Source organism: Nocardioides sp. HDW12B, from assembly GCF_011299595.1.
Classification (GTDB): domain Bacteria; phylum Actinomycetota; class Actinomycetes; order Propionibacteriales; family Nocardioidaceae; genus Marmoricola_A.
Genome location: NZ_CP049867.1, coordinates 1,876,647 through 1,896,498, shown reverse-complemented (window position 1 = coordinate 1,896,498; position 19,852 = coordinate 1,876,647). Strand labels below are relative to the sequence as shown.

General features: G+C 72.8%; 18 protein-coding genes. 2 read left to right on the top strand and 16 right to left on the bottom strand.

What is annotated here, in order from left to right:
* Positions 1-187: 187 nt before the first annotated feature.
* From G7072_RS08885 to G7072_RS08865, 5 genes are read right to left on the bottom strand one after another with little or no spacing between them, the layout of a single operon-like run.
* Positions 188-628: a hotdog domain-containing protein gene (locus G7072_RS08885; protein ID WP_166085545.1), complete on the bottom strand. Its 441-nt coding sequence runs from the start codon at positions 626-628 to the stop codon at positions 188-190.
* Entirely contained in the window at positions 625-1,437 is an 813-nt protein-coding gene (locus tag G7072_RS08880) for an OAM dimerization domain-containing protein (RefSeq protein ID WP_166085543.1), read from the bottom strand. Before G7072_RS08880 ends, G7072_RS08885 begins: the two co-directional genes overlap by 4 nt.
* Complete coding sequence (locus G7072_RS08875; protein WP_166085541.1) at positions 1,437-3,017, bottom strand: lysine 5,6-aminomutase subunit alpha; 1,581 nt, start codon at positions 3,015-3,017, stop codon at positions 1,437-1,439. Before G7072_RS08875 ends, G7072_RS08880 begins: the two co-directional genes overlap by 1 nt.
* A 16-nt stretch (positions 3,018-3,033) precedes the next feature.
* Entirely contained in the window at positions 3,034-4,659 is a 1,626-nt protein-coding gene (locus tag G7072_RS08870; RefSeq protein ID WP_240917225.1) for an amidohydrolase family protein, read from the bottom strand.
* A 4-nt stretch (positions 4,660-4,663) separates the two neighbouring features.
* The gene (locus G7072_RS08865; RefSeq protein WP_206063423.1) at positions 4,664-5,794 is read right to left on the bottom strand and encodes an L-erythro-3,5-diaminohexanoate dehydrogenase; all 1,131 of its coding nucleotides are present in this window, start codon (positions 5,792-5,794) and stop codon (positions 4,664-4,666) included.
* Between the two features lie 173 nt (positions 5,795-5,967).
* Here G7072_RS08865 and G7072_RS08860 point away from each other — a divergent pair, with 173 nt between their 5' ends.
* Complete coding sequence (locus G7072_RS08860; protein ID WP_166085539.1) at positions 5,968-7,380, top strand: lysine 2,3-aminomutase; 1,413 nt, start codon at positions 5,968-5,970, stop codon at positions 7,378-7,380.
* Positions 7,381-7,680: 300 nt separating this feature from the next.
* On the opposite strand, the gene G7072_RS08855 is transcribed toward G7072_RS08860, so the two are convergent.
* A complete protein-coding gene (locus G7072_RS08855; RefSeq protein ID WP_166085536.1) occupies positions 7,681-8,616 on the bottom strand; it encodes a 5'-3' exonuclease in 936 nt (311 codons plus the stop codon).
* A 58-nt stretch (positions 8,617-8,674) separates the two neighbouring features.
* Here G7072_RS08855 and G7072_RS08850 point away from each other — a divergent pair, with 58 nt between their 5' ends.
* On the top strand, positions 8,675-9,112 hold the full coding sequence (locus G7072_RS08850; protein WP_166085534.1) for an Lrp/AsnC family transcriptional regulator: 438 nt from the start codon (positions 8,675-8,677) through the stop codon (positions 9,110-9,112).
* Between the two features lie 5 nt (positions 9,113-9,117).
* On the opposite strand, the gene G7072_RS08845 is transcribed toward G7072_RS08850, so the two are convergent.
* From G7072_RS08845 to prcA, 10 genes are all read right to left on the bottom strand, one after another.
* Complete coding sequence (locus G7072_RS08845; protein ID WP_240917224.1) at positions 9,118-11,892, bottom strand: DEAD/DEAH box helicase; 2,775 nt, start codon at positions 11,890-11,892, stop codon at positions 9,118-9,120.
* Positions 11,889-12,785, bottom strand: a complete 897-nt coding sequence (locus G7072_RS08840) for a YegS/Rv2252/BmrU family lipid kinase (RefSeq protein ID WP_166085532.1) — start codon at positions 12,783-12,785, stop codon at positions 11,889-11,891. Before G7072_RS08840 ends, G7072_RS08845 begins: the two co-directional genes overlap by 4 nt.
* 90 nt (positions 12,786-12,875) lie before the next feature.
* A complete protein-coding gene (locus G7072_RS08835; protein ID WP_166085530.1) occupies positions 12,876-13,274 on the bottom strand; it encodes a hypothetical protein in 399 nt (132 codons plus the stop codon).
* Positions 13,274-14,173: a twin-arginine translocase subunit TatC gene (gene tatC / locus G7072_RS08830; protein WP_240917223.1), complete on the bottom strand. Its 900-nt coding sequence runs from the start codon at positions 14,171-14,173 to the stop codon at positions 13,274-13,276. Before tatC ends, G7072_RS08835 begins: the two co-directional genes overlap by 1 nt.
* 12 nt (positions 14,174-14,185) lie before the next feature.
* Positions 14,186-14,485, bottom strand: a complete 300-nt coding sequence (tatA, locus tag G7072_RS08825; RefSeq protein WP_166085528.1) for a Sec-independent protein translocase subunit TatA — start codon at positions 14,483-14,485, stop codon at positions 14,186-14,188.
* 82 nt (positions 14,486-14,567) lie between these two features.
* Entirely contained in the window at positions 14,568-15,548 is a 981-nt protein-coding gene (locus G7072_RS08820; RefSeq protein ID WP_166085525.1) for a WYL domain-containing protein, read from the bottom strand.
* Complete coding sequence (locus tag G7072_RS08815; protein WP_240917222.1) at positions 15,545-16,492, bottom strand: WYL domain-containing protein; 948 nt, start codon at positions 16,490-16,492, stop codon at positions 15,545-15,547. The genes G7072_RS08820 and G7072_RS08815 overlap by 4 nt, the downstream gene beginning before the upstream one ends.
* 29 nt (positions 16,493-16,521) lie before the next feature.
* Positions 16,522-17,484, bottom strand: coding sequence for an FKBP-type peptidyl-prolyl cis-trans isomerase (locus tag G7072_RS08810; RefSeq protein WP_166085523.1), 963 nt, complete (start codon positions 17,482-17,484; stop codon positions 16,522-16,524).
* A 121-nt stretch (positions 17,485-17,605) separates the two neighbouring features.
* On the bottom strand, positions 17,606-18,967 hold the full coding sequence (gene pafA, locus G7072_RS08805; RefSeq protein ID WP_166085521.1) for a Pup--protein ligase: 1,362 nt from the start codon (positions 18,965-18,967) through the stop codon (positions 17,606-17,608).
* A 69-nt stretch (positions 18,968-19,036) separates the two neighbouring features.
* Positions 19,037-19,825 carry a proteasome subunit alpha gene (gene prcA / locus G7072_RS08800; RefSeq protein ID WP_166085519.1) on the bottom strand — a complete coding sequence of 263 codons (789 nt, stop codon included), beginning with the start codon at positions 19,823-19,825 and terminating at the stop codon, positions 19,037-19,039.
* Positions 19,826-19,852 lie beyond the last annotated feature (27 nt).

Genomic DNA, 19,852 nt, shown 5'->3' with positions numbered 1-19,852 from the left:
ACCGGTCTCCCCGACAGCTGCGCCCGCCCACGATCGTGGAACCCGACCGGGTCACGCAGCCATCCGAGAGGGGTTCCAGGCTGCGGCCTGCTCGGTGGACCACGCGCACACTGCCGACCTCGGTGGGGTCCCGTCAACCCCTACGTGACCTGCGGTTTCGTGCAAATGCACAGGTCAGCAGCAGGTGTCAGCCCGGGGAGAAACTTTTACCTTCCGGCGTGTCGGGCGCGACACGCCGGGGCGGGACGACCACCACGCCCGTGGCGGTCGTGGCCACCACCGGTGGGTCGAGCAGCTCGGCGGACGAGGCGCCCCGGTCCGGGCGGCCGCGGGCCACCACCCGCAGCTCGAAGTCCATCGTGCGCGACCGTGTGCCGACCCGGGTCAGCGTCGCCGTCACCTCGATGCAGTCCCCCGCCCGCACGGGCGCACGGAACTGCACGTCGGTGTAGGAGGCGAACAGCCCCTCGTCGCCGTCGCTGCGGATGCACAGCTCGGTGGCCACGTCGCCGAACAGGCCGAGCCCGTAGGCGCCGTCGACGAGGTCCCCGGCGTAGTGGGCGTGCGAGAACGGCACGTAGCGGCGGTGGGTCACCGTGAGCCCGGTGCGGGGGTCCTGCGCGGTCACGACGCCTCCTGGTGGGTCGGAGCCTGGCCCTGCCGGCGCTGGGTCAGACGGTGCACGAGGTACGACGCCACGTCGGCCGGCGTGGTGCCCCGCACGAAGATCCGGTCGACCCCGAGGTCGGCGGTGCTGCCCTCGTCGAAGCGGGGGCCCCCCACGACGAGCACAGGACGGCTCGCCGAGGGGTAGGCCTCGCGGAAGGCCGCCGACATCTCGCGGGTGTTGAGCAGGTGGGCGTCGCGCTGGGTGACGACCTGGGAGACGAGAACGGCGTCGGCCCGCTCCTCCTGGGCCCGGGCCACCAGCTCCGGCACGGACACCTGGGCGCCGAGGTTCACCACCTTGATCTCGCGGTAGTACTCCAGCCCCTTCTCGCCCGCGAAGCCCTTGATGTTGAGGATGGCGTCGATGCCGACGGTGTGGGCGTCGGTGCCGATGCAGGCTCCGACCACCGTGAGCTTGCGACCCAGCAGGCTCCGGATGGCCAGGTTGGCCTCCTTGGGCGCCAGCAGTGGGAAGTCGCGCTCGACGACCTGGATCTTGTCGAGCTCCACCAGGTGGGTGACGCGCCCGTAGACGACGAAGAAGGTGAAGTCGGGTCCCATCGGCTTGGCGTGGACGACCATGGCGGCGTCCAGGCCCATCTTCTGCGCCAGCTGGAGCGCGCCCCCCTCGGCGACCTTCGAGTGCGGCACCGGCAGCGTGAACGACATCTGCACCATGCCGTCGCCGGTGGTGTCGCCGTAGGGCCGGACGATCGAGCCGCCACCGGTGGTCGAGCCGTCCCCGGTGGTCGAGCCTGTCGAGACCATCACTCCTCCTCGAGCATGTCGGTGGCCGGGTTCGCGTAGCCGGGCGCCTTGCGCGCCACCCCGTCGAGGCCGCGGCCCCGGTCGGCGGGTCGCTTCATCAGCCCGAAGGTGCCGTCGGCGATGGCGGCCAGCAGCGGCGGGTCGCCCGCGGTGCTCCCCCGGCCCGCGTCGTCGGCGATGCGCTCGAGCAGGGCGTTGGCCTCGCGCAGCACCTCGTCGGCGCGACGGGCGATGAAGCCGTCCGGCGCGGGGTGGAAGTCCTCGGCCAGGCGGCCGGCGGCGTCGAGGACGTAGCGGACGTTCTGCAGGGCCAGGTCGCGGTCCGAGAGCCACGGCGTCACCACCGCCTCGGTCATCATCCCGACCAGCAGGATGCTCTGCCCGGTCAGCGCCCCGGCGAGGTTGAAGAACGCGTCGAGCAGGTAGCCGCGGAACACGTCGCCGGTCATGTGCCGGGTGGGGGGCATCCACTTCAGCGGGGCGTCGGGGAAGAGGTGGCGCGCCAGCAGGGCGTGGGCGAGCTCGAGGCGGAACGAGTCCGGCACCGCCGGGTCGATCTCGAAGGCGTGGCCCAGCCCGAGCTGCCAGTCCTCGAGCCCGGCCTCCTTGGCGAAGAACTCGTTGAGCAGCTGGCTCGTGGTCACGGTGTGCGCGGCCTCGACGGCGTCGGCGGTGGTGAGGTAGTTGTCCTCGCCGGTGTTGATGATGATCCCGGCGCGCGCGTGCACCTGGCGGCTGAAGCGCTGGTCGACGAAGGTGCGGATCGGGTTGATGTCGCGGAAGAGGATGCCGTACATCGAGTCGTTGAGCATCATGTCGAGCCGCTCCAGACCCGCCAGTGCCGCCATCTCCGGCATGCACAGCCCGGAGGCGTAGTTGGTCAGGCGGACGTAGCGGCCGAGCTCCTTGCTGGTCTCGTCGAGCGCGGCCCGCATGAGCCGGAAGTTCTCCTGGGTGGCGTAGGTGCCGGCGAAGCCCTCCCGGGTCGGCCCCTCGGGCACGAAGTCCAGCAGCGACTGCCCGGTGGAGCGGATGACGGCGATGATGTCGGCGCCCTCGCGGGCGGCGGCCTGTGCCTGCGGGATGTCCTCGTAGATGTCGCCGGTGGCCACGATGAGGTAGATCCACGGCTTGCGCGGCGGGTCGCCCCACTCCCGGACCAGCTGCTCGCGCTCGCGGCGGCGCTCGTCGACGCGGGCGATCCCGGCCCCGATCTGCGCGCGGCCGGCGGCCAGGGCCTGGGCGCGGGCGTCGTCCTCGGGCAGCCGGAAGCGGACGGAGCCGGCAGCGGCCTTCTGCGCCAGCGTGGTCAGGTCGCCCGCCTCGCCGCGCACGAGCGCGTCCCACACCGGTAGCGTCACGCCGTGCTCGAGCCCGACGTCGGCGCGGACCACGTCGAGCAGGCGGTTCGCCCACGGCGTGCCGTCGGGGTCGGCGCCGGTGATGCCGCCCAGGCGCAGGGTGGCCCGCTCCACCGAGACGGTGGTGTGGGCCCGGGCCAGGTCGACGATGGGCTGGCCGACCCGGGCGGCCAGCTCCCGGGCACGGCGTACGGCGGCGGGGTCGAGGGTGAGGCTCACGGCTGCATCTGCTCCATCACGGGGCCGGTTCTCCGAGTCGGTCGTGGACGGTCCGGCCGTCGACGACGGTGCGCACGCACGTCGGCAGCGGGGCGCCGGGGTCGAGGACGGGCAGCGGGAGCCCGGGCGGCTGGGACGGGTCGAGCCCGGCCGGGGTGTCCCACACGGCGTACGTCGCGGGGGCGTCGCGCACGAAGGACCCCTGCTCGTCGTCACCGGCGGCACGCCACCCGTTGCGGGTGTGGGCGCGGAACGCCTCCGGGACCAGCAGCGCCTGCGACTCCAGCCAGGGGTGCACCGCAGCGCGGACGGTGGCCCACGGGTCGACCGCGGTCACGGGGGTGTCGGAGCCGAAGGCCAGGGTGATGCCGTCGGCCCACCCGAGCTCGGCGAACGGGTTCATGGCGCGCCACCGCTCCCCCAGCCGCTCGGCGTACATGCCCTCGGGGCCGCCCCACAGCGCGTCGAAGAGCGGCTGGACGCTGGCGTAGACGCCGCAGGCCGACAGCACCTCGATCGCGCGGCGCGACGGCATCTCGACGTGCTCGAGCCGGTGCCGGGAGCGGCGCAACGCGTCGTGCCCGACCTTCTCGGCGGCGCGGGCGAACCCCTCGGTGATCACGTCGAGGGCGGCGTCACCGATGCAGTGGAACCCGGCCTGGACGCCGGCCTGGGTGCAGGCGACCACGTGCGCGGCGACCTGCGCCTCGTCGAGGTACGCCGCGCCCGTGGTGCCGGGCGCGTCGGCGTACGCCTCGCGCATCGCGGCGGTGCGCGAGCCGACCGCGCCGTCCACGTTGAGGTCGCCGGCCAGGCCGACCACGCCGAGCCGGGCCACGGCGTCGATCGCCTCGAGCTCGCCCCAGTAGAGGGTGGCGTGGAGCCCGGCCTCCGCGGCGGCGCGCGCGACGAGGTCGAGCTCGTACTCCGGGCCGATGTGCGGCGCGGCGTTCTCGTGGACCGCGGCGATGCCGGCGGCGGCGAACAGCCGCATGGCCTGGCGCGCGGCGGCCGCACGCTGCACGGGACCGATGAGGCTGCCCAGGGCGGTGGTGACGGCGTGGGCGGCCTCGCGGGTGACGCGGCCGCTGTCCTCCCAGCCGTCGAGGTGCACCAGGCCGGGCACGGCGTCGGCGAGGGCGTGGCTGACGACGGCGGAGTGGGCGTCGACGCGGGAGAGGTGGACGCGTCGACCGGGGCAGGCCCGCTCGATCTCGTCCGCGGTCGGCGGGCGGCCCTCGGGCCACAGCGTGTCGTCCCAGCCGGTCCCGAGCACGACCGTGCCCTCGGGGCTCTCGCCGTGGGCGACGTGGTCGTGCAGGCGCTCGAGGGTGTCGGCCAGGCTCGGGGAGCCGACCAGGTCGAGCTCGGTGTGCAGGAAGCCGGTCGGCACGGTGTGGACGTGGGCGTCGACGAAGGCGGGGGTGACCAGGCGTCCGTCGAGCTCGACGATCTCGGGCGCACCCTCGCCGTGCCCGGTCCAGGCGAGGGCCCGGTCCTCGTCGCCCACGAAGACGACGCGGCCGTCCTCGATGCCGAGGGCAGTGGCGGGCGCCGACGGGCGGGCGCCGTGGACGTGGCCGCCGCGCAGCAGGATGCGGAACGGCGGGGTCGTGGGGTTCGTCGGGCTCGTGGGGATCACCGGCTCATCCTCCCCCGTCCAGCCGACGCTCGAAGAGCTTCCGCACGCCGTCGTGGCGGCGCAGCACGTCGAGGGCGAGGTCGGCGTGACCCGGCACGTAGCCGTTGCCGACCAGCATGGTGACGTCGGCCGCCAGCCCCTCGGCGCCCAGCGCCGCGGCGCTGAACGAGGTGGCCATGGAGAAGAAGACGACGGTGCCGCCCTCGCGGGTCGTCAGCAGCGCGCCGCCCTCGCAGCCGGGGACGTCGACGCAGACCACGGTGACGTGGGCCCCTCCGGGCGCCGCGGACGCCACCGCGTCGCGCAGGGCCACCGGGTCGCGGGCGTCGGCCACGACGACGTGGTCGGCCACTCCGGCGTCCGTGAGCAGGTCGGCCTCGCCCTGGTGCGGCACCACCCCGACCGTGACGCCGGCGCCGGCGTCCTTCGCCGCGGCCAGCGCGAGGGACCCGGACTTGCCGGCCCCGCCCACGACCGCGACCACCACGTCGGTCGAGACCCCGTCGGTCGAGCTCGTCGAGACCCCGTTGGTCGAGCTCGTCGAGACCCCGTCGGTCGAGCTCGTCGAGACCCCGTCGGTCGAGCTCGTCGAGACCCCGGCTCCGACGTACTGGCCGACCACCCGCGCGGTCAGCGCCGGCGCTCCGCAGACGTCCATCACCATGAGGGCCAGCGCGGGCGCGAGGTCGTCGGGCAGCCGTGCGGCGATGCTGCGGCCGAAGAGGACGGCGTACCCGTCGCAGGGCACCTGCTCGCCGCGTCCGTCCCACCGGGCGAGGCCGTCGGTGACCACGAGCGGGGTCAGCGACAGCGAGACCAGGGTCGCCACCCGGTCACCCACCGCGAGCCCGAGGGACGCCTCCGGCCCGACCTCCTCGACGACGCCGATGAGCATGCCTCCGGAGCCGGTGACCGGGTTCTGCATCTTGCCGCGGGTGCGCACGATGTCGAGGACCGCGGCACGCACGGCGTCCCCGTTGCCGTCGTGGGCGGCCTCCAGCTGCCGGAAGGAGGCGGCGTCGAGGTTGAGCCGCTCGACGCGGACCCGGGTCTCGTCGGGCCACAGCTCGCGTCGGGTGTCGAGCAGCTGCGCGGCCTGCGGCAGCACGCCGACGGGCGCGATCACCCGGTGCATCCCCACGGGGTCACCGGCACGCGTCTGCTGGGCCTCAGTCACCGGACGTAACCTCCTCGGAACAAGTATGGACAAGAAATCGTGCGGCGCGCTTGTGGACATGCCGAAGAATGTCCCTCTAGCCTGGCATGAGCGGGCAGGAGCGGACAAGCACGCCCACGAGGAGGCACCCCATGACCGTCAGCACCCCGATCGAGAGCGTGCACCCCCAGCCGTACGCGTACCGGCGTACCGAGCTGGTCGAGCCGGACTGGACCCGCTTCCCGGGCTGGGCCGGCGTCACCGAGACCGAGTGGCGCTCGGCGCAGTGGCAGCGCTCGCACTGCGTGAAGAACGTCCGCCAGCTGCGCGAGCTGATGGGCGACCTCGTCGACGAGCGGTTCTACGCCGACCTCGAGCGCGACCAGCGCGAGCGGGCGACGATGTCGATGCTCGTACCGCCGCAGATGATGAACACGATGGTGCCGCACGCGGTCCCCGGCGGACCGGGCTCGCTGACCGAGGCGCTGTACGCCGACCCGATCCGGCGCTACATGATCCCGGTGCTCAGCGACCGGCGCACCGACTGGCCCTCGCACCCCTACTCCAGCCGCGACTCGCTGCACGAGCACGACATGTGGGTGGCGGAGGGGCTGACGCACCGCTACCCCACCAAGGTCCTGGCCGAGCTGCTGCCGACCTGCCCGCAGTACTGCGGGCACTGCACCCGGATGGACCTGGTCGGCAACTCGACACCCACGGTCGACAAGCTGAAGTTCGACCTCAAGCCGGTCGACCGCCTCGACTCGATGATGGCCTACCTGCGCGCGCACCCCGAGGTGCGCGACGTGGTCGTCTCCGGCGGCGACGTGGCCAACATGCCGTGGCCGCGGCTCGAGGACTTCGTCACCCGGCTGCTGGAGATCGAGAACGTCCGCGACATCCGGCTGGCCACCAAGGCGCTGGCGGCGCTGCCCCAGCACTGGCTGCAGCCCGAGGTCGTGGCCGGCCTCGAGCGGGTCGCCCGCCTGGCGCGCTCCCGCTGCGTGTCGCTGGCGATCCACACCCACGCCAACCATGCGAACACCGTCACGCCGCTGGTGGCCGAGGCGACGCGGGCGATGCTGGACGCCGGCGTGCGTGACGTCCGCAACCAGGGCGTGCTCCTCGACGGCGTCAACGCTGACGCGCACTCGCTGCTCGACCTCAGCTTCGCACTGCTCGACGGCGCGCAGATCATGCCCTACTACTTCTACATGTGCGACATGATCCCCGCCGCGGAGCACTGGCGGGTCTCGGTCGCCGAGGCCCAGCGGCTGCAGCACCACATCATGGGCTACCTGCCGGGCTTCGCGACCCCGCGCATCGTGTGCGACGTGCCGTTCGTCGGCAAGCGCTGGGTGCACCAGCTGGCCAGCTACGACACCGAGCGCGGCGTCTCGGAGTGGACCAAGAACTACCGGACCTCCATCGAGGCCACCGCCGAGGACGCGCTGAGCCGCACCTACGCCTACTACGACCCGATCCACACCCTGCCCGAGTCCGGCCAGGCCTGGTGGCGCGACCACGCCGCCGAGGAGGCCCGGTCCCACCTCTCCCCCGTCTGAGGCGGGGTCCCTCCTGCCGGTTTCACTAGGTACCTAGTGGTTCCGGCGCTTCCCGAACGAAACTTCGCTCGGGAAGCGCCGGTTTCGTGCGGGAAGCTGCCCCTCGCCCGCCCCGTACGTCGCTGCGCTGCGGCTCGGGCGTGCGGGCCAGGTGGCTGACGTACCGCCCGGCCGCTCCGGCTCGTCGTACCTCGTGAGGCCGTGCTTCCCGAGCTGAACCGGCGCTTCCCGCACGAAACTTCGTTCGGGAAGCGCCGGTTTCACTAGGTACCTAGTGAAACCGACACCCCCAGCCGAGGGTCAGTGGAGGGCGGTGAGGGTGTCGACCAGGCGGGCGGTGGGGCTGTCGAGGCCCCAGCGGCCGGCGAGCTTCACCAGGCCGTCGGGGTCGGCGGGGGTCGAGGGCAGGGTCAGGTCGGGGTCGCCGAGGTCGATCTCGCAGGCCACCTTGACGACCTGGGGCGCGACGGCGAGGTAGTCGGCGGCGTCCTTGAGCTTGCGGCGCGGGCCGGGCGCCAGGTCGGAGCCCGGGTCGTCGACGGCCGCGAGCAGCGACGCCATGTCGGGGAAGCGCCCCAGCAGCGTGGCGGCGGTCTTGTCGCCCACACCGGCCACCCCGGGCAGCCCGTCGGAGGCGTCGCCGCGCAGGGTGGCGAAGTCGGCGTACTGACGGGCGTCGACGCCGTACTTCTCCCGCACCACGTCGTTGGTGACGCGCTCGTGCTTGCTCACCCCACGGGCGACGTACAGCACGCGGACCTCGCGCTCGTCGTCGACGAGCTGGAAGAGGTCGCGGTCGCCGGTCACGATGTCGGTCGGCACTTCCGAGCGGGTGGCCAGCGTGCCGATCACGTCGTCGGCCTCGTAGCCGTCGGCGCCGACCACCGCGATGCCGAAGGCCTCGAGCACCTCGAGGATCACCGGCACCTGGGCGTCCAGGGCGTGCGGCACCTCCTCGACGTCGGGCGCCGTCTTCTTCTCGGCCACCACCCGGTGGGCCTTGTACGACGGCAGCAGCTCGGTCCGCCAGGCCGGCCGCCAGTCGTTGTCCCAGCAGCACGCCAGGTGGGTCGGCTCGTACTCCCCCACCAGCCGGCTGATGAAGTCCAGCAGCCCCCGCACGGCGTTGACGGGCTTGCCGTCGGGCGAGGTCACCGAGTCCGGCACCCCGAAGAACGCCCGGAAGTACAGCGAGGCGGTGTCGAGCAGCAGCAGGCGGTCGGGGCGTTCGGACATGTCCGGAGCATAGGCGCCGTTGCCGCCCAGGAGGGCCGCCGCCCGCTAGCCTGACCCCGTGGAGGAGACCGATCGCAAGATCCTGACGCTGCTGGCCGGGGACGGTCGCATGTCGTTCACCGACCTCGGACGGGCGACCGGGCTGTCGACCTCGGCGGTGCACCAGCGGGTGAAGCGGCTGGAGAGCCGCGGGCTCATCACCGGCTACGCCGCGCTGGTCGACTACGACCGGGTGGGGCTGCCGCTCACGGCGTTCATCTCCATCCGGCCCATCGACCCCTCCCAGCCCGACGACTCCCCCGAGCGGCTGCGCGGCATCGACGAGATCGAGTCCTGCTGGTCCGTGGCCGGCGACGAGTCCTACATCCTCAAGGTCCGCGTCGGCACCCCCCTCGACCTCGAGGAGCTGCTCGCCCGCATCCGGGCGGTGGCCAACGTCGCCACCCGCACCACGATCGTGCTGTCGACGCCCTACGAGGGGCGCCCCGTCGGCTGAGCCGGCTACTCCGTCAGCGAGGAGTAGGCCACCACGCCGCGACGCAGTGCGCCGATCGTCAGCCGGGCGTTCTCGCGCAGGGCCGGCTTGCCGCCGGTGGCAGCGGCGTCGGCCACCTGCCCGGCCAGGTCGAGCAGCTGCTTGACCCAGCGCACGAAGTCGCCGGCAGCGAGGTCGGTCTCGTTCAGCACCTCGTCGAGCCCGGCCCCCATCGCCCAGCGGTACGCAGCCCAGGCGAACCCCAGGTCGGGCTCACGCAGGAAGTCCAGCCGGTTCTCCCGCTCCAGCCGGTCCAGCTCGGCCCACAGCGACACGGTGTCGGCGATGACGTCGCGCACGCGTCCCTGCGGCAGTCGTGGGGAGTGCGCGTCGTCGGGCCGGCGGGCCTCGAAGACCAGCACCGACAGGGCCGCGGCCAGCTCGGCCGGGTCGAGGTCGTCCCACAGCCCGGCTCGCAGGCACTCCGCGGCGACCAGGTCCATCTCGGTGTGGACGCGCATGAGCGTGCGCCCGGCCTCGCCGACCTCGTCGTCGACCAGGTAGCCCAGCGACGTCAGCACGTCGCAGACGCGGTCGAACTGCCGGGCGATGGTGTTGGTGCGCGACTCGATCCGGCGCCGCAGGGTGGCGGTCTCCCGCTCCAGCTTGTGGTGGCGCTCGGCCCACCTCGCGTGGCTCTCCCGGTTCGGGCAGGAGTGGCAGGGGTGGGAGCGGATCGCGGCGCGGGTGCGGGCGACCTCCGGGTCCTCGTGGCCTCCGGCGGGCCCGCCCTGCGCGCGCGCCCGCTCGCGCCGCGACGGCGAGCCCGGGTCCAGCTGGCCGGCGCGCATCTGCAGCGTGATGGCCAGGTCGCGCCGGGATTGGGCGTTGCGACCGTTGAAGTTGCGCGGCACCTTGAGCCGGGTCAGCCGCTCGGCGGGCCGGTTGAAGTCGGTCAGGGTCAGGCGGCGGGCGTGGCGCGACTCGGTGACGACGTACGGGCGGGGATCCTCGCGCCCGGAGCGGGTGCCGGGGTCGATGACGACCGCGAAGCCGGCGTACTTCCCGGTCGGCACCTCGATGACGTCGCCGGGGCGCAGCGCCTCCAGCGAGGTCACGATCTCCTGGCGCCGGTCGGCCTTGCGGGCGCGGGCGGCCCCGGCCTCGATGTCGGAGAGCCGGCGTCGCAGCCCGGCGTACTCCATGAAGTCGCCCTTGTCGCAGGTGGCGGACTCGGCGTAGCCGGCCAGCCCCTCCTCGGCCTTGCGCAGCTGGCGCGCCAGCCCGACCACGGCCCGGTCGGCCTGGAACTGCGCGAAGGACGACTCGAGCAGCTCGCGGGCGGTGGTGCGCCCGGTCTGGTGCACGAGGTTGACGGCCATGTTGTACGACGGGCGGAAGCTCGAGCGGAGCGGGTAGGTGCGGGTCGAGGCCAGCCCGGCCAACGACTTCGGCTCCATGCCGGGGCTCCACAGCACCACGCCGTGGCCCTCGACGTCGATGCCGCGGCGGCCCGCGCGACCCGTGAGCTGGGTGTACTCCCCCGGCGTGATGTCGGCGTGGGTCTCGCCGTTCCACTTGGTCAGCTTCTCGATCACCACCGAGCGGGCGGGCATGTTGATGCCCAGCGCCAGCGTCTCGGTGGCGAACACGACGCGGCAGCGGCCGGACTCGAAGAGCTCCTCGACGCACTCCTTGAACGTCGGCAGCATGCCGGCGTGGTGGGCCGCGACGCCACGGCTCAGGCCGTCGAGGAAGTCGTGGTAGCCGAGGACGTGCAGGTCCTCCTCCGGCAGGTGCGAGCACCGCTCCTCCACGAAGGCGACGATCTCGTCCCGCTCGGCGGGGCTGGTCAGGCGCAGGTTGGCGTCGAGGCACTGCTGCACCGCCGCGTCGCAGCCGACGCGGCTGAAGATGAAGTAGATCGCCGGCAGCAGGGCGTCGCGCTCGAGGCGCTCGACGACGTCGTAGCGGCTGGGCAGCCCACCGCGCGGCGGTGGGCGACGCGGCCCCCTGCCCCGCTCGCCCTTGGCGCGCCGGTCCGTGGTGCGGGTACGGCGCCAGTCGTCGCGCGCCACCCGCTCCAGCTCGGGGTTGACCCGGGAGCTCGGGTCGGCGAAGCCGGAGCCGTCCTCGAAGAGGTCGTGGAGGCGTCGTCCCACCATCACGTGCTGGTAGAGCGGGACCGGGCGGGTCTCCTCGACGATCGTCGTGGTGGAGCCGCGCACGGTGGCCATCCAGTCGCCGAACTCCTCGGCGTTGGAGACCGTGGCACTCAGGGAGACGACCGCCACCGACTCGGGCAGGTGGATGATCACCTCCTCCCACACCGCGCCGCGGCTGCGGTCGGCGAGGTAGTGCACCTCGTCCATGACCACGAACCCCAGCCCGGCCAGCGTGCCGGAGCCGGCGTAGAGCATGTTGCGGAGCACCTCGGTGGTCATCACCACGATCGGCGCCTCGCCGTTGACCGTGTTGTCGCCGGTCAGCAGACCGACCCGGTCGGAGCCGTAGCGGTCGACGAGGTCGGCGTACTTCTGGTTGGACAGCGCCTTGATGGGCGTGGTGTAGAACGCCTTGCGGCCCTGGTGGAGGGCCAGGTGGACCGCGAACTCGCCGACGATCGTCTTGCCGGAGCCCGTCGGCGCCGCGACCAGCACGCCGTCGCCGGCCTCCAGCGCCTCGCAGGCACGCACCTGGAAGTCGTCGAGCGCGAAGTCGTACATCGCGCGGAAGTCGGCGAGCACGGGGTTGCCCTGCTCGGCGCGGAAGCGGGCGTAGCGCTCGGACGGGGTGCTCACGGCGTCTCCGCGACGGCCGGGCCCACGTGGACACGCAGGGCCGCGGGGACCGCCGTCACCGTCAGCGGCAGCGACGCCATCCGCTCGCCGTCGCCGTAGGCCACGATGCCGCGGGCCGCGATGGTGACCTGCCGGACCCGGTGGTGCTCGTAGGCGGGGTGGCTGGTGTGGGTGCCGCGGAAGAGCTTCGGGAACGTGCGCAGCAGCTGGGGCTTCGAGACCGGGTGGAAGAACACGACGTCGAGGCGGCCGTCGTCGAGGAGTGCGCCCTCGGTGATGCGCAGCCCGCCGCCGAAGGAGGGGCCGTTCCCGACCGCCACCAGCATGGCGCGCACCCGCTTCGTCGTGCCGTCGAGGTCGAGGACGTAGTCGATCGGCTCGAAGGTGCGCAGCTCGGCGACCGTGGCGAGGTTGTAGCGCATCTGCCCGCGCGGCCAGCGCATGTCGTTGGCGCGCTCGTTGACCACGGCGTCGAAGCCGGCGGACACCACGTTGACGACGTACGTCGGCCCCGCCTTGGCCAGGTCGATGGTGCGGGTGCGGCCGGCGACCACCACGTCGGCCGCGGCCTGGGGGTCCCGGCGGGGGATGCCGAGCGCGCGGGCGGCGTCGTTGCCGGTGCCCGAGGGGATGATCCCCAGGGCGGTGCCGGTGTGGGCCAGCACCTGCGCGGCCAGGTGGACCATGCCGTCGCCCCCGACCACGACGAGGCTCTCCACGCCGTCGGCCACGGCCCGGCGGGCCAGGTCCTGGGCCTCGCCGGCGTCGGCGCCCTGCAGCTCACGGACGCGGAAACCGGCCTCGCGGAGCCGTGGGAGGGCGATCGCGGCTGTGCGGGCGCCGAGGCCCTTCCCGGAGGTGGGATTGGTCAGCAGTGCGATGTCCCTGGCCACCTCCCCACCCTAGCCACCGGGCGCGGACGGGCCGGGACGCGCGGCCGACGCCGGGTCGCCGACCCGACGCGGTGCCGCGGCGGGACCCGGTCAGAGCCGGAGCGTCACGCTGAAGCGGCGTGGGGGCGCCCCGACGGCCTTGGCGAAACGGCGCACCGACTCCAGGGCCAGGTCGGCGTCGACGACGCGACCGGGGGCGGCGAGGGTGAGCCGCTCGTCGTACGCGAGGAGCAGCACCTGGCCCAACGACCAGGTCTGGTGCATGTCGCGCCGCAGCACGTCGTCGAGGGCGGCGCTCGGGTAGGCGTGGTCGCCGGCGAGGACGTCGCACACCGTCGTCTCCGTGGGCCCGTGCAGGGTGCCGTGGACCAGGTGCCCGGCGCCGAGGCTGTCCTCGGCCACCCAGGTCACCGTCTCCTCACCGATCCAGGCGGGGAGCTCGAAGGCGTCGACCGGCGCGACCGAGGTCGGGGAGCCGGCTGCCGGCATCAGTCGTCCTCGTCGAGGTCGGAGCGGCGGACGTCGACGGGCTGGTAGTCCAGCGTCGAGGCGGCGTCGTCGTCCAGGTCGGGGTCCACGCCGCCGAGGGAGGCGTCACGGCGGCGACGGCGGTCCACGACGCGGGCGATGACCTCGGAGACGAGGAACAGCCCGGTCATCGGCAGCGCCAGCATGAGCATGGAGAACGGGTCGGTCGACGGCGTCGCAGCGGCGGCGAAGACGAAGACGCCGACGACGATCCAGGCGCGGTACTCCCCCAGCGCCCGGCCGGAGACCACGCCGGCGAGGTTGAGCATGATGACGAACAGCGGGATCTCGAAGGAGACGCCGAAGACCAGCAGCATCCGCGTGAAGAACCCGAAGTAGTCGCCGAAGTTGACGAGGTTCTGCACGGTGCCCGGGGTGAACCCGATGAGCACCTCGAGGCCCTTGGGCAGCACGTAGTAGCCGACCGCGACCCCGGCGATGAACAACGGGCCCGCGACCGCGGCGAAGACCCGGGTCCACTTCCGCTCGTGGGCGTGCAGCCCGGGCAGCACGAAGGCCCAGATCTGGTAGAGCCAGTAGGGACTCGTGACCACGATGGCTGCCATGGCGGCCAGCTTGAGCTGGAACAGCAGCGGCGCGCCGATGCCGATGAAGACGGGGTCGGTCTGGACCTCGTCGCCCAGCGCCTCCTGCGCCTGCGTGTAGGGCCCGCGGACGATCTCCAGGAGCTCGTCGTAGAGGAAGAGCCCGACCACCATGGCGGCGGCCAGCACGACCAGGACGCGCAGGAGCCGCCCCCGGACCTCGCGGAGGTGGTCAGCGAGCGCCATCTTCCCGTCGGAGCCGACGGGACTGGCAGGGGCGACGCTGAAGATGCGGAGGAGTCGGACTGCTCTCACCGTCGGCGACGGTCAGCGCGGCTCGGGGCCGGGGGCACCCGAGGGGCCGGCGGTGGGACCGGTCTGACCCGGCTGCCCCGGCTGGTGGGAGGGCTGCTCGTAGCGGATCGTCTCGGCGCGCTGGGCGTCGATCTGCTTCTGCTCCTCGGTCTTCGTCGACTCGTCGTCATCGTCGAGCAGGCCCTTGGTCTCGGCCTTGAAGATGCGCAGCGCACGGCCGCTGCCGCGCGCGAGCTCCGGGAGCTTCTTGGCGCCGAACAGCAGCACGATGACGAGGATGACGAGGATGATCTCGGTCGGTCCTAGACCCATGGAACTCCACTCCCGTTCAGTCCGGGCGCACCCGGCTGGTCGTGACGGACAGGTCGTCCGTCCTCCTCATCGTACGCACCACTCATCGGTAATTGCTGAGCGCCCTCTGTGCGGTCGCGGTGACCTGCTGGGCCAGCTCGGAGGGCTCCAGCACGGTGGCCGCGCCTCCCAGCCGCAGCACCAGCCGCAGCAGCCACGCGGGGTCGTCGAACCGCAGCGCGACCAGCAGGGTGCCGTCGCCGACCTCCTCGGCGCTCTCGACCGGGTAGTACTCCGCCACCCAGCGCGCGGCCGGGGTCAGCCGCAGCATCGCCGTCCGCGCCTCGGGGGCCGGGCGGAACAGCCCGTCGGACAGGTCGCGGGGGCGCCGCCGAGCGCCTTCGCCGACGGGCGTGTCGAGCACCTCGGCCGTGACGACCCGGTCGAGGCGGAAGAGACGCTGGTCCTGCGCGAGGTGGCACCACGCGTCGAGGTAGGTGTGCCCGCCTGCCGTGGACAGCGCGATCGGGTCGACGTCTCGGGTGGTGAGCTCGTCGCGCACCACCGAGGCGTGGGTGAGCCGCAGGCGGTGACGCACGGCGAGCGCGCGCTGCACGGCGTCGGCGACCGCCGGGTCCTCGGACGGCCGGCTGGGGTGGAGCTGGACCTGGTGGGCGACCCGGGCGGCCTCACCGGCCGCGTCCTCGACCTTGGCCAGGGTCCGGGCCACGACCTCCCGCTCGGTCTCGCTGGTGGTGTCGAGCAGCGTCCGCAGCCCCACCACCAGGGCGGCGGCCTCGGTGCTGTCGAGGCGCAGCGGGCGCGCGAGGTAGTCGGCGTTGCTCAGCCGGATCACGTCGTCGCCCTCGAGGGCGTCGAAGTCCACCTCGATGAGGTCACCCATGCCCAGCCCGGGCAGGCCGCAGAACATCAGCACCCCGATGTCGCGGCGGATGGTCGCGGTGCTGACGCCGAACTCCTCCGCCGCGGCCGACACGGAGATCTCACCGCGCCCCTGGAGGTAGGGCACGAGCGCCAGGAGCCGGGTGACCTGGGCGGACGCGCCCGTCGCTGGCGCGCTCACGCCGACCTCACGACGGCCGCCAGCAGCTCGCGCACGGCGGCGCGGAGGTCCTCGGGGGCGTCGACGACGACGTCGGGGCCGTACGCCGCCATCGTCTCGGCCGTGCCGCCGACGTGACCGAAGCGCAGCCGCACGGTGTCCCACCCGTCGACCGTGGGACCGACGACCTCGGCGTCGCGGTCGTGACGCAGCGCCACCGCGCGTCCCGGTCGGACCCGGACGACCGCCGTGCGGTCGCGGGTCTCGGGCACCGGGGCCAGCGCGGTCGTCAGGGACCTGAGGTCGGTGCCCTCGGGCACCTCGAAGGCGCGGGGCTCCCCCACCAGCTGCACCGCGGTGGTGACCCGGGACAGCCGGAACAGGCGGGGAGCGTCGCGCTCGACGTCACGTCCCACGACGTACCACCGCGACCGGTAGGACACGATCCCCCAGGGCTGCAGGGTGCGGGTGGTGGCGGCGGGGTCCGCGGCCTTGCGGTAGCCGAAGCGGACGGTCGTGCGGGTCGAGACCGCCTGCCAGAAGGGCTCGAACGCGGGCTCGTCCGGTGCGGCGTGCGGACGGACGACGTCGAGCAGCTCCCGGTCGATCTCGACCCCGCCGGCCCGCAGCTTCAGCAGGGCGTCGGAGGTGGCGGCCGCGAGACCGGCCTGCTGCCAGACCCGGGCCGCGAGCCCGAGCACCGCCGCCTCGTCGGGGGCAAGGGTGATCTCGGGCAGCTCGAAGGCGTCCCGGTTCACCCGGTAGCCGTGCTCGTCGTCGAAGCGGGGATCGTTGCCCCCGGTCTCGATCGGGACGCCGAGCGCGCGCAGGTCGTCCTTGTCGCGCTCGAACATCTTGTCGAAGGCCTCGACCGACGACGACGCGCGGTAGTCCGGGATCAGCTCACGCAGCTTGGCCTTGGTGACGTAGCCGCGGGAGACGAGCAGCGTGATGAGAAGGTTCATCAGCCGCTCGCTCTTGCGGGCCGTCAGGGTCAGAGGTTCGCTCCCAGCACGTCGATGACGAAGACGAGGGTGTCGTCGCCGGTCACCTCGATGTCGGGGTTGCCCTGCTCGCCGTACCCGAGCTCCGGTGGGATGATCAGCATGACCCGGCTGCCGACCGCGACGCCCTCGAGACCCTCGACCCAGCCGTCGATGAGGCCGCCGGGAGACAGCGGGAACTCGGTCGGCTCGCCACGCTCGTAGGAGTTGTCGAAAGGCTCGTTGCCCTCGCCCCACTTGCTGCCGAGGTAGTTCACGGTGATGGTGTCGCCCTCGGCGATCTTCTCGCCCTCGCCCTCCACGAGCGGGATGACCTGGAGCTCGGTGGGGTCGTCCTCGGGTGCGTCGGAGAAGTCCAGGCCGGTGACGGCGCCGTCCTCCTCGACGATCGTCGGCGCGTCGGCGGGCGGGTCGACGGCCTCGCCCTCGGGGCCGGACAGCGGCTGGGCCGCCTCCTCGATGAGGTCGAAGACGAAGACGACGTCGTCCTCGGGGGCCAGGCCGGCCTGCGGCGCGCCCTGCTCGCCGAGCACGTCGGCGACCGGGGCGGCCAGCACGACGCGGCTGCCGATCGTGGTGCCCTCGATGGCGTCCTTGATGGCGGGCGGCTGCTCCGAGACGGTCAGCGACTCGGGCTCGGGCTGGGTGAAGTTGCTCAGCACCTCGGCGCCGTCGGCGCCCTTGGCGACCGCGAAGCGGTACTTCAGCGCGGTGTCCTCGGCCACCTCGGCGCCGTCGCCCTCGATGACGACGTCGGTCTCGGCCTCCTTGACGTCGAGCCCGTCGACGGTCACCGTCGCCTCCTTGCCGAAGTCGCCGGTGACCTCCAGGCCGCTGATCGGGCCGGTGCCGCTCCCGGCGCTCTCCTCGGCCGTGCTGTCGTCCGAGCCGCAGGCGGCGAGCCCGGAGATGAGCAGGAGGGCCGCCGGGACGGCGACGGTACGGCGATGCATGCAGGACACCTCAGGTGGGGTCGGGGGTGGGTCGACTGGTCACCCTAACCCGCGAAACCAAGAGATCCCTTGCCGCGTCCTGAGCGGTGGAGGACCCGGCCCGTCCGTCGTCCGGACGGGCCTACATGCCCTCGATCAGCTTGTGCACACGCTCGTCGTGGGACCGGAACGGGTCCTTGCAGAGCACGGTGCGCTGGGCCTGGTCGTTGAGCTTGAGGTGCACCCAGTCGACGGTGAAGTCGCGGCGACGCTCCTGCGCCCGCTTGATGAACTCGCCACGCAGCCGGGCCCGGGTGGTCTGCGGGGGGCGGGTCTTGGCCTCGAAGACGGTGAGGTCGTCGGTGACGCGCGCGACCGCGCCGCGGTTCTGCAGCAGGTAGAACAGCCCGCGGTTGCGGTGGATGTCGTGGTAGGCGAGGTCGAGCTGGGCCACCCGGGCGTGGCTCAGGGGCAGGCCGTTCTGGGCGCGGTAGCGCTCGATGAGCCGCCACTTGATGACCCAGTCCAGCTCCCGCTCGACCAGGCCGAGGTCGTCGGACTCGACCGCCTTCAGGCCGCGCTCCCACAGGTCGAGGGACCGGTCGATGACCGGGGTGCGGAGCTCACGGCGGTCGACGAAGTCGCGGGCCCGGGAGAAGTACTCGTGCTGGATGTCCAGGGCGCTGGCCTCGCGGCCGTTGGCCAGGCGGACCTTGCGGCGCCCGGTCATGTCGTGGGAGATCTCACGGATCGCGCGGATCGGGTTCTCCAGGGTGAGGTCGCGCATGACCACGCCCTCCTCGATCATGCGCAGCACCAGGTCGCAGGAGGCGACCTTGAGCATGGTCGTGGTCTCCGACATGTTCGAGTCGCCGACGATCACGTGCAGCCGGCGGTAGCGCTCGGCGTCGGCGTGCGGCTCGTCGCGGGTGTTGATGATCGGTCGGCTGCGCGTCGTGGCGCTGGAGACGCCCTCCCAGATGTGCTCGGCACGCTGGGAGACCGAGTACATCGCACCCCGGGGGGTCTGGATGACCTTGCCGGCGCCGCAGACGATCTGCCGGGTGACCAGGAACGGGATGAGCACGTCGGCGAGCTTGGAGAACTCGCCGTGCCGGCCGACGAGGTAGTTCTCGTGGCAGCCGTAGGAGTTGCCCGCCGAGTCCGTGTTGTTCTTGAACAGGTAGACGTCGCCCTCGATGCCCTCGTCGCGCAGCCGCCGCTCGGCGTCGACCAGCAGCCCCTCGAGGACCCGCTCCCCCGCCTTGTCGTGCGCCACGAGGTCGGCGATGTCGTCGCACTCGGGGGTGGCGTACTCAGGGTGGCTGCCGACGTCGAGGTAGAGCCGGGCGCCGTTGCGCAGGAAGACGTTGGAGGACCGGCCCCAGGACACGACCTTGCGGAAGAGGTAGCGCGCCACCTCGTCGGGCGACAGGCGTCGCTGTCCCCGGAACGTGCACGTGACGCCGTACTCGTTCTCGATCCCGAAGATCCGTCGGTCCACGACCCCACCCTATGCGCAGGGTCCGCGTGCGGGAGGCAGGTCGACGGCGCGGCGCCGCAGGTGCGGCCGTCAGCTCTCGGGCGGGGCCAGCGGGGCGTCGTCGGCGGGAGCCGCCGGCGCCGCGGGCTGCGCGTCCGTCCCGGCCGTCCCGGGTGCCCCGGCTGCGGGGAGCAGCCGCCGCAGGTCGTCCTCGCTGAGACGCTTGAACTTCCGCTGCTGCGCGCGGGAGCGGTCCAGCACGGCCGCCTCGAGCGACTCGACGGCGAGGTCGCGCGACGTGCCGGAGTCGCTGCTGCCGAGGGCCGTCACGGTCAGCTCGAGGGCCTCGGCCAGGGTCAGCCCGGGCCGGTAGGCCTCCCGCAGGTGCGTGGTCACCGCCTCCGCGGAGCCACCCATGGCGGCGAACCCCTGCTCGTCGGCCACCTGGCCGTCGTAGGTCAGCCGGTAGATCTGGTCGTCGGCGACCGCGTCGCCCACCTCGCCGACGAAGATCTCCACCTCGTAGGGCTTCTCGCTGCCGTGGGAGAAGATCGCCCCGAGCGTCTGGGCGTAGGCGTTGGCCAGCGCGCGGCCGGTCACGTCCTGGCGGTCGTAGGAGTAGCCGCGCATGTCGGCCAGCCGCACGCCGGCGATGCGCAGGTTCTCGAACTCGTTGTAGCGACCCACCGCGGCGAACGCGATCCGGTCGTAGATCTCGCTGATCTTGTGCAGCGCCGCCGAGGGGTTCTCGGAGACGAAGAGGATGCCGTCGGCGTACTGCAGCACGACGACGCTGCGGCCGCGGGCGATGCCCTTGCGCGCGAAGTCGGCCCGGTCCTTCATCAGCTGCTCGGGCGAGACGTAGAACGGCATGCTCATGCGGGCGGCTCCTGGGAGGTCGGTCGG

Coding starts and splice junctions, on each gene's coding strand:
- prcA (WP_166085519.1), bottom strand. CDS start 19,825: ATGAGCATGCCGTTCTACGTCTCGCCCGAGCAGCTGATGAAGGACCGG.
- G7072_RS08880 (WP_166085543.1), bottom strand. CDS start 1,437: ATGGTCTCGACAGGCTCGACCACCGGGGACGGCTCGACCACCGGTGGC.
- G7072_RS08810 (WP_166085523.1), bottom strand. CDS start 17,484: ATGCATCGCCGTACCGTCGCCGTCCCGGCGGCCCTCCTGCTCATCTCC.
- G7072_RS08860 (WP_166085539.1), top strand. CDS start 5,968: ATGACCGTCAGCACCCCGATCGAGAGCGTGCACCCCCAGCCGTACGCG.
- G7072_RS08815 (WP_240917222.1), bottom strand. CDS start 16,492: ATGAACCTTCTCATCACGCTGCTCGTCTCCCGCGGCTACGTCACCAAG.
- G7072_RS08835 (WP_166085530.1), bottom strand. CDS start 13,274: ATGCCGGCAGCCGGCTCCCCGACCTCGGTCGCGCCGGTCGACGCCTTC.
- tatA (WP_166085528.1), bottom strand. CDS start 14,485: ATGGGTCTAGGACCGACCGAGATCATCCTCGTCATCCTCGTCATCGTG.
- G7072_RS08855 (WP_166085536.1), bottom strand. CDS start 8,616: ATGTCCGAACGCCCCGACCGCCTGCTGCTGCTCGACACCGCCTCGCTG.
- G7072_RS08865 (WP_206063423.1), bottom strand. CDS start 5,794: ATGCACCGGGTGATCGCGCCCGTCGGCGTGCTGCCGCAGGCCGCGCAG.